This is a genomic window from Paracoccus sp. KR1-242, assembly GCF_049446195.1.
Taxonomy (GTDB): Bacteria; Pseudomonadota; Alphaproteobacteria; order Rhodobacterales; family Rhodobacteraceae; genus Paracoccus; species Paracoccus broussonetiae.
The window spans coordinates 33,425-45,845 of sequence record NZ_JBMSED010000003.1; the positions used below are offsets into that span (position 1 = coordinate 33,425).

10 protein-coding genes are annotated in these 12,421 nt (G+C 62.5%); 4 read left to right on the forward strand and 6 right to left on the reverse strand.

The features are described 5' to 3' along the window. Window positions 1–546: a hypothetical protein gene (locus ACO2Q4_RS05685; RefSeq protein WP_423317941.1), complete on the reverse strand. Its 546-nt coding sequence runs from the start codon at window positions 544–546 to the stop codon at window positions 1–3. A gap of 237 nt (window positions 547–783) precedes the next feature. Between ACO2Q4_RS05685 and ACO2Q4_RS05690 the strand changes: the two genes are divergently transcribed. Then, window positions 784–1,500 carry a response regulator gene (locus tag ACO2Q4_RS05690; protein ID WP_311758034.1) on the forward strand — a complete coding sequence of 239 codons (717 nt, stop codon included), beginning with the start codon at window positions 784–786 and terminating at the stop codon, window positions 1,498–1,500. Between the two features lie 11 nt (window positions 1,501–1,511). Beyond that, entirely contained in the window at window positions 1,512–2,771 is a 1,260-nt protein-coding gene (locus ACO2Q4_RS05695) for an ATP-binding protein (protein ID WP_423317943.1), read from the forward strand. Window positions 2,772–2,862: 91 nt separating this feature from the next. Here the strand turns inward: ACO2Q4_RS05695 and ACO2Q4_RS05700 are convergent, their stop codons facing one another. The 5 genes from ACO2Q4_RS05700 to ACO2Q4_RS05720 all read right to left on the reverse strand — a co-directional run bounded on the left by ACO2Q4_RS05700 (window position 2,863) and on the right by ACO2Q4_RS05720 (window position 9,617). Further along, on the reverse strand, window positions 2,863–4,005 hold the full coding sequence (locus ACO2Q4_RS05700; protein WP_423317945.1) for a hypothetical protein: 1,143 nt from the start codon (window positions 4,003–4,005) through the stop codon (window positions 2,863–2,865). Continuing rightward, on the reverse strand, window positions 4,002–6,341 hold the full coding sequence (locus tag ACO2Q4_RS05705; RefSeq protein ID WP_423317947.1) for a hypothetical protein: 2,340 nt from the start codon (window positions 6,339–6,341) through the stop codon (window positions 4,002–4,004). The genes ACO2Q4_RS05700 and ACO2Q4_RS05705 overlap by 4 nt, the downstream gene beginning before the upstream one ends. Window positions 6,342–6,481: 140 nt before the next feature. After that, window positions 6,482–7,702 carry an alpha-xenorhabdolysin family binary toxin subunit A gene (locus ACO2Q4_RS05710; RefSeq protein ID WP_423317949.1) on the reverse strand — a complete coding sequence of 407 codons (1,221 nt, stop codon included), beginning with the start codon at window positions 7,700–7,702 and terminating at the stop codon, window positions 6,482–6,484. A 309-nt stretch (window positions 7,703–8,011) separates the two neighbouring features. Further along, window positions 8,012–8,923: a dihydrodipicolinate synthase family protein gene (locus tag ACO2Q4_RS05715; RefSeq protein WP_423317951.1), complete on the reverse strand. Its 912-nt coding sequence runs from the start codon at window positions 8,921–8,923 to the stop codon at window positions 8,012–8,014. A 4-nt stretch (window positions 8,924–8,927) separates the two neighbouring features. Beyond that, complete coding sequence (locus ACO2Q4_RS05720) at window positions 8,928–9,617, reverse strand: GntR family transcriptional regulator (protein WP_311758041.1); 690 nt, start codon at window positions 9,615–9,617, stop codon at window positions 8,928–8,930. A gap of 109 nt (window positions 9,618–9,726) precedes the next feature. Between ACO2Q4_RS05720 and ACO2Q4_RS05725 the strand changes: the two genes are divergently transcribed. Both ACO2Q4_RS05725 and ACO2Q4_RS05730 read left to right on the forward strand, forming a co-directional pair. Continuing rightward, window positions 9,727–11,322: an ABC transporter substrate-binding protein gene (locus ACO2Q4_RS05725; protein ID WP_423317954.1), complete on the forward strand. Its 1,596-nt coding sequence runs from the start codon at window positions 9,727–9,729 to the stop codon at window positions 11,320–11,322. A gap of 22 nt (window positions 11,323–11,344) precedes the next feature. Beyond that, the gene (locus tag ACO2Q4_RS05730; RefSeq protein WP_423317956.1) at window positions 11,345–12,421 is read left to right on the forward strand and encodes an ABC transporter permease; all 1,077 of its coding nucleotides are present in this window, start codon (window positions 11,345–11,347) and stop codon (window positions 12,419–12,421) included.

Below are 12,421 nucleotides of genomic sequence, written 5' to 3' on the forward strand. Positions count from 1 at the left end.
TCAGCGCAGGCGAGAGGTCGGGCCGATCACATCGACAATTCGCTTGTCCTTCTTGTCGACCAGAACCAACTGATCACGGATCACGCGATACTCGGTGCCATGCGGGGCCTTGCGCAGCGCGCTGTGACGGCCGGGCTTGTAGATCTCGCCACCGCGACCGCTGTCGCCGACGCGCAGATGATGCTGGTCGCGACCGGGTTCGAAGATCCGGCGATCCGGGCCACGATCGGCCCGGCGCTCGGGCTCGCCCGGCCGTTGGTGGTGCCGACCGTCATCGCGGCCTTCGCGGACACCGGCGGGCGGCAGACGGCGGTCGTCACCGGGCCGGGCTTGGTCGTCCCGGCGGTCGCCCTGCGGAGCGGGCTTCTGGTCCTTGTGTTTCTTCTGGTCGTTGCGACCGGGCTCGCGGTGCGGAGCTTCGGGGCATTTCTTCTTGTCTTGGTGGCAGACCGGGGTCGGGGCGCCGGGGCGTTGGTCGGCCTGCGCGAACTGGGTTCCCCCCAGCGTGGTGGCCGCAATGGCAGTCATCATCAGAAAGCGACGCATCATATGTTCCTTGCTTTTCTGCTCGTTCGTCACCGGGGCAGAATGCCCCCGGTTCCGCTTGACGCTAGGGGCTTGCGTTGTCGGGAATAGGTCCCGCGCGTGACGAAACATCTCTGGTGGCGACCGAATTGTTTCCGCGTGTTTCCGCCCCCCAGACAGCAATGTTTCGTCACAAATTTGGCGCAGCGCGTGGAGTGAAAAGCAGCTAGAAGATTCCCGCAGCCCAAGGTGATGACGATGAAGCATATCCTGATCGTCGATGACGACCCCGAGATCCGCAGCCTTTTGCGCCGCTATCTTGAGGGGCAGGGATTCCGCGTCTCGGCCGCCGCGGACCGACGCGAATGTGAGGCGCGGATTGCGGATTCCCGGCCCGACCTGATCGTTCTGGACGTGATGCTGCCCGACGGGTCGGGGCTGGACATCTGCCGCAGCCTGCATGAACACCGCCCCGAATTGCGGATCATCCTGCTGACCGCGCTGAAAGAGGATGTCGACCGCATCGTCGGGCTTGAACTGGGTGCGGACGACTATCTTGGCAAGCCCTTCAACCCACGCGAACTGGTCGCCCGGATCAAGGCCGTCCTGCGCCGCGCAGGCCCCGACGACAGCCCCGCGCCCGAGGTCCGCACCTATGCCTTTGCCGGTTTCGACGTCGATCCCGGCCAGCGCCGCGTGCTGGCTGCCGACGGGACCGAGATCGAGCTGACCGGCGCGGAATTCGACCTTCTGCATGTCTTTCTTGAACGTCCGGGCCGGTTGCTGTCGCGTGACCAGCTTCTGGACCTGACACAGGGCCGCGACCGCGATCCGATGGACCGCTCGATCGACGTGCTGATGAGCCGACTGCGTCGCAAGCTGGCCGAGAAAGAGCCGGGCGCGATCTTCAGGACCGTGCGCAACGGCGGCTATCAGCTGGCCGTGCCTGTCAGCGTCGGAACAGGCGCTGCGTGAAGGGCAAACCCATGAAGTTCGGCATGAAATCGATGGAGACCCGGATCGCGGTCCTGCTGGTCCTTGCCATCTTCTCGGTCGTGATCCTTGCGACGTTCACCGCGACGCGGGTGATGCAGCCTCCTTCGCCGCAGGCGACGATGGAACCGGTCGCACGCCAGATCCACATGACCCTGACACTTCTGGGCCACGGCAGCGACCGGCAGCCTGCGCCAAAGCTGCAGCCCGATCCGGCCGGGGGCGTGACCGATATCCGCATGACACGGTTCCTGCGGCATGCGCTGGAACGGACCGGAGCGCCGCTGGAGGTCATCGTCTCGCGCATCGCGGGCGAAGCTGCGCTGACTGCCTCGGTCCCGGTCGGGGATCAGGGCTGGGTGCTTTTGCAGATCCCCGATCTCAGCCCGCCACCCGGCCGCTGGAAGGTGCTGGCCGTCTGGCTGTCGCTGATGGGTCTTGGCAGCGCCGCGATCTCGATCCATTCGGCGCGGCGGCTGACCCGACCCCTGCAGTTGATCGAAAATGCCGTGGACCAGATCGGACCGGACGGGACCATGCAACCCATCCCCGAAACCGGTCCAGAAGAGGTCCGCGCCGCCGCGCGCGCCCTCAACCGCCTTTCGCGGCAGCTTGGCCAGTCGATGGAAAGCCGGATGCGTCTGGTCGCGGCGGCCGGTCACGATCTGCGCACGCCCATGACCCGGATGCGGCTGCGCGCCGAGTTCATCGAGGATGACGATGAACGGCAGAAATGGCTTTCCGATCTTGAAGAGCTGAACGCGATTGCCGACAGCGCCATCCGCCTTGTCCGCGAGGAAGTCGGCGCGAACGACGCCGAGCCGCTGCGCCTTGACCGCATCCTGACCGAGATCGCGGACGAATTGCGCCTGCTTGGTCAGAAGGTCGTATTGGACGCCCCTCCGCCGGTTGAGGTCAATGCCGGTCCCATCGCCCTGAAACGGGCCCTGCGCAACCTGATCACAAACGCCGCCACCCACGGACGCGGGGCGCAGGTTCAACTGCACCGAGAAGGCGGGGCCGCGATCATCCGTATTCTAGACGAGGGGCCGGGTGTTCCCCCGGACCTGATCTCGCAGGTGTTCGAGCCGTTCTTCCGGGTCGACCAGGCCCGGCGCAAGTCTGTCCCCGGCGCAGGGTTGGGACTGGCCATCGCACGCGAGATCATCGAGCGCTATCAGGGCACGATCACCATTGCCAATCGCGCCTCGGGCGGGCTGGAGCAGGTCTGCACCCTGCCCTGCAAGGCCTAGTACATCACGCGTTCAGTGCAGCACCTGCCAGGTCTGGCCCGAAAAATCGCCCGTCGGCAGCAGGATGGCTGTCGGTACGTCAGAATAGGTGTCAAGCGACCGCCCCTCGCCCAGCGTGGCGTTGGAAAGGCGGAAAAACCCGGCGAAACGCGACGGATAGCAGCGCCAAAGCTGCGACATGCGCGGCACCCCACCCCCGTCCGTCAGGCGTAGGGGAAAAGGCAGCGGCGGGCAGGTTCGCGACCTCCAGAACCTTGCCGCCGGATGCTGCGTTCGCAATTGTCCAGTAACCGTTCTCCTGTCGGTGCAAGGTCCAGCACGATCGGTCCCTGTCGCCTTCCGGCTGCGCCACAACAGTCTTGTCCCCCTGCAAGGTCAGCGCATTTTCAGGCTGAAAGCGGTTACGCAACTGGATTGACCCGGATTCGGCTACCTTGCAGGCGTCGTACAGATAGCTGCCGCTGGCCAGTGCCTCGAATTCCTGGGCAGGCAGGAAATTCGCGCCCAGTCCCTGCGCTTCGGCCGTGACCAGCCGAAAGGACGCACCGGCCAAAGCCAGCCCCTCGATCGTCGCTTCATCCAGCGCGGGACCGGCGGGCAGCGATTTGCGCGCAAACTCCAGATCCGCTTGCAGCGCGTGCCAGCGCCCCCGAAGGCTGTCGAGCGCGACCGACACCGCCGCTGGATCCGGGCCGATATCGGCAAAGTCGATGGGCCGGAACCCGGCGCGAGCATAATGCTCCGAGGTCGCACTGAGCACATCGGCATATTGCGTCAGTCGCGGCCCAACCCCCGACGCCTGCCCGATAAGCTGGTCCAGCCGCAGGGTGATGCCCCGCAATTCGGCGGTCCATTCCTGCTCATCCAGCGGGGCGCCCCCAAGTGCGGCGCGATCAATGGCTTCGCAAAGCTGATTCAGGCGGTTTGAAATCGAGGCATCGCGCTGGATGTCCTGCGTCAGTGCCTGCATCGCGCGATAATCCGCCGGCCAATTGGCCGCGCCCCCGCGCAGTTCCGCAAAATGCGGGATCGTCCGAAAACGTGAGATCAGTTCCATTCTGACATCGGGCGAATCGTAATCGCGACCCAGCAGGAAGCTGAACCGGGCATTGTCCCGCCAGACCGAGGCCGGCACCGGCTCGACCGGCGTGGGCGCGATCATGCCACGGTCGCAAGCAGACGCGGTGATCGCCCCCGCCAGCAACGCCACGAAAGCGGCGAAAAGGACCCTCATGCCAGGGCTTTCCCGACAAGCCGCAGGCGCAGCGCCTCGGGCACCGGGATCGAATTGGGGCGGTAAAGCGTCACAGACCATTCCGCAAAGGGCGTGGGCAGGACGGAATCCGCCGCCCCGGTCCATGACAGCCGGGGTTGGTTGCCCTGGTATTCAAAACTGATCCGGCGGCTTTCACCTGTGAATTGCGGCCGATCGGCCGGACCCCGATCGTCGAAGGTGGTCGATGAGATGATGTCGATCCCGACCATGTCGCTCAGCTCGGGGCGGGTTTCGGCCCAGACTTCCAACCCTGTCAGGCGAAGTCTCTTCAGCTTGCTCAGGTCAGGGTGATCGGGTTGCACCCTGATCGAAACCAGCCTGCCATTCGCGAAATCCTTCAGGACTTCGGGATCGTTGATGATGATGTCGCGGGTGAAATCCATGGCCTTTCCGCGCAGACCTGAGGTCGCCTCAACATCGCCGGTGAAATCTGAATAGATCGCCTCAAGATCGGCGGCACGATGTGGCAAGGCGGGCAATGTCGCGGGCGGGGTATAGGTTTCGTAATACTGCGCCCCCCGAAGCCCGTAGCAGGCACAGAAGAAGCTGCGCGCGGCTTCGTCCTGACGAACGTCGATTTCGGACCGGATCCGCGCGGCCAGCGCTTCGCGATCGGTCAGTTCGGTGGCAAGGCGGGCATAGGCGGCCGTCTTTTCGGCCTGTGCCAGCTTCTGCAACGTCATGGCCCCCAGGGCCCGCAGCGCAGCATCCTTGCGGGCCTGCTGCTCGGCCATCAGGCGGCCATAGATCGCAACCTTCTGGATCGCGGTCTTGTAATCGACGGCCGCCTTTTTGATTGACCCCGCCGTGTCGGGATCGTTGATGACAACGTCAAGCGCGTTCACGGCCGTTGCCTCAAGCGAATCCCACGCCGCCCGCGCCTCCAACGGCGAGGGAGAGCTTGCCAGCCGGCGCGTGGCCTCGCCCAGCTCACTTGCGAAATCGGCCTGCTCATCCCCGGGCTTGCCGCTTTTCAGGATGGCGCTGGCCGCCTTCTTGATCTGCACCGCGGATTCCGCCAACGCCTTGATGCTGTCCTTGTGATCCTTGATGTTGTTGAAGGCGAATGTGAACGGCAAGGCATAAAGCCGCAGGATGTTCTTCAGTTCGTTAGGGGCGGACGTGCCCCCCGGCAGGACCTGCCGGGTATTCTTCATTGCGTCAAACAGCCCCTGGACGCCCTGGATATCCTTCTTGGCCGAGGCCGTCGGATCGGCAGGGACACCCATGCAGATGGCGGCGATGCTGACGCCCAGCGTGACCAGTCCGATCGCAAGCTGGAACGAGGCATCGACGATCTTGTCGATCTGGTCATGGGCCTGTGCCCGCTCCAGGTAGATCTCGTCAAGTTCCTGCTCAAGCTGGCGCTCCTTCAGCGCGCGCGCCGCACGCTCCAGCGCCTCCTGGATGCTGTCTATCTCGGCTTGCAGCGCCTCCATGCTGTTGACGATCAGCTTGCTTTCGGCATCGTCACGGCCAAGGTTCGCCTTGACGAACAGCTTCGCGATCTGGCCCGTATCGTTGGACTGGTCCAGAAAATGGGCATCCAGCTCAATCGCCTTGGCCAGATCCTTGCGCGCCCGCGCCAGCGAAAGATAAGTGGCCGCGGTCAGCGGCGGGATTGGACGCACCAGCTTTCCTGCAGTGTAACTGGGCATGATGGCGCGCAGCGTATCCGCGAGCCGGGCAATCTGCGCCAGGTCTGATTGCAACCCGGACCACGAGGCGATCCAGCGCAGCATCGAATGGCACAGCGTCAGCACCTCGGGATCCTCGTCCCCGGTGGCAAGCAGCCCCGCCACCAGGTGGAACGTCGCCGCAAGCGTGCTGTGCAACGCCTCTCCCCGAGCCAGAAGCCCCGGAGGCACGTTGGTTTCCCCGATCGCCGGTCCGGTATCGCGCCAGACAAAATTGGTGAATTTCGGCACATCCTGCTTTTCGGAAAGCTTTTGCAGGTCGTAGTTGGGATGTTTCCCCGCGCGGGCAGAGGCGATGGCCAGAGGACACGCCAGTTCCGCGGTCAGCACACGCAATGCCGCCAGCGGATTGTCCCCCGAATGATCAAGATAGATCTGCCCTGTATCATCGACCACGATGCGGCGCGCGATGATGGTGACATGCAGCAGTGGGGCCTGGATGCGCGTCACCGATTTTCCCGGCACTTGCAATGTGTCGGCATAGATGTCCAGCGACCGCGCCTTGGCCTCTTGCGCCTTGGCGATCGCCTGGGGCAGATCGACGACCAGAGCGGCAAGAACCTCGACCCGGCCGGGGCCCGCCGAGATGTCCACCAAGGGCTGCGCCGGGATCTGTCCCCGTTCGACAGCGCCATTCACCAATTGCTAAAGCTCGGCAACCGACATCCTGCATCCTTTCCTGGCCAGAATGAACCGGTCGGTTCAGGACCGACCGGCCCGCAAGCCAATTGTCAGCGTTACGCGGCCTTGGTTTTGACTTTACTCAAGAGATCTTCGACGCTTGTCGCGACCTCGGGTTGCGCGAAGGACCGAAAACGGTCCGCCCTTGCCCCGATCTCTTTCCAGCTGCGGTTTGCCGTGGCCAGCGTCGCGACAAGATTGTTCCAATCGCTACCTTCAAGCTGGCTGACGCCATCCACGTTCAGCGAACCGGCAATCTTGTTCAGGTCTGCGCCGATTGCCCGCCACGCGCGGCCCAGCGTATCAATCTTGGGCAGGATCTCGCGGATGGACTTGGCGGTGGCCTCAACCAGCGTCCTGCCGTTGGTGTAATAGGTCATGAATCGGGATGCGACATCCAACCTGCCCTGCAGCAATTCGCCTTCCTTGACCTTGGATTCGATCTCGGCGCGGACATGGGCAAGATCGATTCCCACCCCGACATTGACTCCTGCAAGGATGAATGGCCCAAAAAGCGGGATAAGAAGATAGGCCGGGGACGAGGACAGCACGATCACCTCGTCGCTTTCCTTCTTGCGCAGGGTCTTCAGTTCACTATTCAGCGTCTCGATCTTGGCCTTGAATGTGGTGACGTCAGAGCTTTCCTCGCCATATTTCTTTTCGAAGGCCTTCGCATCGCCATCGAACTCTGTCGAGCAGTCGTTCAGGCGCTTGTAATAACTGTTGTTGCCACCGCCGGTATCACCGATCGCATTGTAAAGCTCTTCTGCGTTCTTCGCATAGCCATCGGCTTCGCCAGCCAGACCGACCAGAAGTTCCTTGATCCGGACCTTGATCTTTTGTGACATGTCGTCGTCGGCGCCGGCCTTCCACAGCTTGATCAGCTCATCCAACTTCTTCTGGGTATCGGCCGGGGTATCGAATCCCAGATCGTAATAATCGATCAGCTGCGCCAGGCGGTCATAGATGGTGACCGCTTTCAATTCGTAATGCTTGATGTTGTCCGCAAGGCCAAGGATCTTGTCGACCGTCGTGGTCAGGAAATCCTTGCCAATCCCCTCAAGCGCACTGAAATCCTTGATTGCCTTTGCGATCTCGGCAGTTACCGTATCTTGCGACTGCATTCCAAGCCGCAGGCGCATCGTGCTTTCGGTGCTGGGACTGTCATATGCGGCAACTCTGAAAAAGACCATCAGGTTGATCCAGTCCTCGGTGGCGAATAATGCCACCCCGTCATTCAGCCCCTTTTTGTCCTTGAAAGGATTGTCATCACCCACGCGGTTCTCACCATAAATATGTGAAATTAATTAACTGGTGATTCTGGCGATCGTGATACAAAATCCTGCGTTGAAAAATGGCTCCTTCTTCGCCGAAAGGTAGCGCACCCAAAACAAGCCATCGCAAAGTTGTTCTTAATTTTTCATTAACAAGGACAGCGCAGAATCCCGTGTTGTCTTTTGGAGTTTTTTGCATCCTGCCTTCAATATGGATAAAGGCTGGTTTCCGAATTGGAAACCAGCCTTTCCATTTTCGTTCGGGCGCGTTTTCAACGGCTTTCGCCGCTAGTCGAGCGCGAGAGACCGCCGTCAGGCCGGAACAAGCTGCGCCTGGATGATCGCCTCAAGCTCGGCACGCTCGGCCGGGGACAGGTGCGGGACGCCGGGCAGCCGCACGGATCCAACGTCATGGCCCAGGATCGAAAGCGCCTCCTTGACCACGGTGACGTTCGAGCCGTTGCGGTAATGAGTGCGCAATTCCTCGAACCCGGCGAAGCGATCGATCAGGGCGCGCGCAGCCGCGAAGTCATTGCGACCCAACGCCGCGTGGACCGCAAGCGAGGCCTCGGGGAAGACGTTCACGAAGCCCGATGTGAAGCCCTGTGCACCGATGGCATAGAAGGCCGGTGCCCAGGCTTCGGCCAGACCGCAGACCCAGATTGTGGGCAGGTCACGGGTCGAGCGGATCACATCCGCCAGCAGCATAAGGGTGGTGGATGCGAACTTGACGCCCGCGATATTCTCGTGCTCGCCCAGCCGCCGGAAGTCCGCGACCGAAAAGGTGTCCGTCCGGACATAGGCGATTACCGGCACGGTCGAGGCGTCAGCCAGGGACAGGAAGTAATCTGCCTGCGCGGCGGGACCGGCGAAGGGATCCATCGGATGATGGCTCATGATCGCGCCGCAGCCAGCGGCGATGGCATCGCGGGCCAGCGCCTTGGCCTCGACCAGCGAACGGCCGACTGCCGCACTGATCAGGGTTTTGCCCGCCGCCGCCTCGGCCGTAACGGCATGGACGCGCCGGATCTCGTCCAGCGACAGCGAGAAGAACTCGCCGGTATTCCCCGCTGCCATCAGGTTGTGGATCCCCGCATCCGCCAGTCGCGAGATCAGCTTCGCCAGCAGAGCCTCGTTGATCTCGCCATCCGCCCCATAAGGCGTCACGGGCACGCCAGAGATCCCGGTCAGGGCGCGGCGGATCGAGTGCATGTCCTTCGTCACAATGTCAGTCCTTCTTCTTCCTGAATACGAGATCGAGGTAACTTTCGCCCGCGCGCAGCACATGGGCCTTCATCGCCGCCTCGGCGGCTTCGGCATCGCGCGCGATGATCGCCCGGCCGATCTCGGAATGCTCGGCCAGCGCGCGTTCCCGTTCGGCGGGGTTCGAGTGGATGACGCGCCTTGCGTCGGAATCGTAGACATCCTGCCGGTCGTTCAACTGTCGCAGGTAGTTGGCCCGTGCGATCGACCGGATATGCCCGTGGAACAGCTCGTTCAGGCGGACCAACTCTTCGGCGCCCTCGCTTGCGGTGGCGCTGCGCATGTCGGACAGGATCTGCTCCAGCACCGGCTGCTCATCCTGCGAGATGCGCTGCGCGGCAAGGCGGGCGATGGTGGATTCAATGGCTGCCCGGGCCAGGATCATCTCTTCTGCCCAGGCATAGTCAAAATTGACGATGACCCCGCTGCGCGGCTTGGTCTTGACCAGTCCATCGGCCTCAAGCAGGCGCAACGCCTCTTTGACCGGGGTGGTGCTGACGCCCAGTTGCTCGGCGATGGCGCGTTCGTTCAACCGCGCGCCGGGCTCGAATCCTCCTGAAAGGATCGCGTGCCGCAGGGCGCGGTGCACATGTTCGCGCAGGCCTGCCAAGGCATGGGAATCCAGTGGCGCAAGGGTGGCTGCCGGGGGCCCCATGGAATTTCTCCTGTTGACGAAAGATGCTCGATATGAAATGTGATATATCACATCTCATGGGCTGTCGACTCAAAAGCACTCGGCAGAACGGATGAGGGAGGAAAAACAAATGCTAAGACGTCAGTTTCTGGCGAGCGCCGCGATTGCGGCGGTGGCCTCGGCTGCGCCTGTCAAGTTCGCACTGGCAGCCACCCCGGAAGATCAGTTCGTCATCGCGACCAACATGACGACCATGCGCGGCGTCGACCCGCATGAAGCGAACCAGATCGAATCCTGCGAAATTCTCGCCAACCTCTATGACCGCCTCGTCTATTTCGAGCCCGACAACCTGGCCGAGCCGAAGCCCCAGATTGCCACCTCGTGGGAGGTTTCGGCCGACGGAAAGACCTTCACCTTCAAGATCCGCGACGGCGTGCAGTTCCACTCGGGGAACCCGTTGACCGCCAAGGATGCGGAATGGTCGCTGCACCGATTGGTCAAGCTGGGCCTGTCGCCCGCAATCGACCTGCGGCAATGGGGCTTTGATGAAACCAATGTCGAGACGCTGATCCGCGCCACCGATCCGCAGACGCTGGTGATCGAGACACCCGAGGTCTGGAACCACAGCCTGATCCTTGCATCGCTTGCCAGTTCCGGCTGTTCGATCGTCGACCGCGAACTTGCGCTCAGCAAGGAACAGAACGGCGACATGGGCCGCAACTTCATGCAGGCCGCGGATGCGGGCTCCGGCCCCTTCTCGTTGCGCAGCTTCCGCCCGAACGACCTGCTGATGGCGGATGCATTCAAGGACTACTGGAACGGCACCCCGGCCATGCGTCGGGTCATCATGCGGCACATGCCGGAATCTTCGGTTCAGCGACTTCAGCTTGAAGCGGGCGACGTGGACGTGGCGACGCGCCTGTCCTCGACCGATCTGGCAAAATTCGAAAGCGCGGGCAACGTGGCGATCCAGAAGGTGCCGGGCTTCGGCTTCTATTACATCGCGTTGAACCAGAAAGACGACATCCTGTCCCGTCCCCAGGTGCGCGAGGCCTTCCGCTATCTGATCGATTATGACGGACTGTCGAAATCCATCATGCGCTATTACGGCGTGATGCGTCAGACCATCATTCCCACCGGTCTTCCGGGGGTCGTCGACGAGGCACCCTATAAGCTTGATGTCGAGAAGGCCAAGGCCCTGCTGGCCGAGGCTGGGCTGGCGGACGGCTTTGCCAAGACCTGCTATCTGCCTTCGGGCACGCCCTATTTCGAATTCGCGCAATCGCTGCAGGCGAATGCCGCGAAAGCGGGGATCAAGCTCGACCTGCAGGTCGGCGACTATCTTGGCAAGTTCCGCGAGCGGACGACGGATATCTATTTCGCCCGCAGCGGCGAGCGTCTGCCCGACCCGCATTCGATCCTGCAATCCTATGCGTCGAATTCGGACAACAGCGATGACGCCCCACTCAGCGGGCTTCTGGCCTGGCGCTCGGCCTGGGACGTGCCCAAGGACATGCAGGACCAGGTTCTGGCCGCCGCGCGCGAAACCGACGCCACCCGGCGGGCCGAGATCTACAGCGGATTGAACAAGGAATACCTGCATTGCTCGCCCGCGCTGGTGACGTCGTTCGAGCGGATCGACGTCAAGGCCGTCGGCAAGCGCGTCAGCGGCTATACCGGCCACCCGACATGGGTGACGCGCTGGGACACCGTGACCAAGGCCTGAACCGGCAGACCGGGAGATCGAAGTGAGTGATATCGACCTGTCCGAGATCGAGGAAGAGACCGGGGACGAGAGCAGATTCCAAGGCCTGCTTGATGCGGGCCGCAAGGTCCTGACCTCGCTTGCCGTGATCGTGACCACCCTGTTCGGTCTTCTGGTCCTGACCTTTGTGATTGGCCGGATGGTTCCGGCCGATCCGGTCCTTGCGATCCTGGGCGACACGTTCGACCAGGCCGCCTATGACCGCGTCTATCAGGAGTTGGGACTGAACCACCCGCTTTACGTCCAGTTCTTCGACTATGTCTGGAGCGTGCTGCACCTGGATTTCGGGCAGTCCAACGTGACCAAGAATCTTGTCGTCGATGATTTGGCGCGGGTCTTTCCCGCCACTGTCGAGCTGGCTTTCCTGGCCATCTGCATCGGCACGGTCCTTGGCGTGCCTCTGGGCATCGTCTCGGCAGTGCGGCGCGGAACCTGGATTGACCACGTCGCACGCATCGTCGGGCTGCTGGGTCACTCGACCCCGATCTTCTGGCTGGGGACGATGGTGATCCTGATCTTCTATGCCATGCTTGGCTGGATTCCGGGCGGCGGCCGCATCGACCTGTACAATGATGGGCTGGTCGATGGACCGACCGGGCTGCTGATCCTTGACGCCGCGATGGCGCGGGAATGGGAAGTGTTCTGGTCGGCCATTCACCACATCCTGGCCCCCGCACTGCTGCTTGGCTATGCCGCGATGGCCTATCTCAGCCGGATGAGCCGCAGCTTCATGCTGGAACAACTGGGGCAGGAATATATCCTGACCGCCCGCGCCAAGGGGCTGGCGCAACCGTCCATTGTCTGGAAGCACGCCTTCCGCAACATCCGGGTGCAACTGCTGACCGTGGTGACGCTGGCGTTTTGCGGGCTGCTGGATGGGGCCGTGCTGATCGAGACGGTCTTCGGCTGGCCCGGTCTTGGCCAATACCTGACCGCTGCCCTGTTCTATGCCGACATGAATGCCGTGCTGGGCGCGGTGCTGCTGATCGGGCTGATCTCGATCGTCATCAACCTGCTTTCCGATGTCGTCTATCGACTCGTCGACCCCAGGACCCGCTGA

What these genes read in the sequence shown, in the direction of transcription:
- ACO2Q4_RS05725 (WP_423317954.1), top strand. Translation starts at nt 9,727, where the DNA reads ATGCTAAGACGTCAGTTTCTGGCGAGCGCCGCGATTGCGGCGGTGGCC.
- ACO2Q4_RS05685 (WP_423317941.1), bottom strand. Translation starts at nt 546, where the DNA reads ATGCGTCGCTTTCTGATGATGACTGCCATTGCGGCCACCACGCTGGGG.
- ACO2Q4_RS05700 (WP_423317945.1), bottom strand. Translation starts at nt 4,005, where the DNA reads ATGAGGGTCCTTTTCGCCGCTTTCGTGGCGTTGCTGGCGGGGGCGATC.
- ACO2Q4_RS05695 (WP_423317943.1), top strand. Translation starts at nt 1,512, where the DNA reads ATGAAGTTCGGCATGAAATCGATGGAGACCCGGATCGCGGTCCTGCTG.
- ACO2Q4_RS05720 (WP_311758041.1), bottom strand. Translation starts at nt 9,617, where the DNA reads ATGGGGCCCCCGGCAGCCACCCTTGCGCCACTGGATTCCCATGCCTTG.
- ACO2Q4_RS05690 (WP_311758034.1), top strand. Translation starts at nt 784, where the DNA reads ATGAAGCATATCCTGATCGTCGATGACGACCCCGAGATCCGCAGCCTT.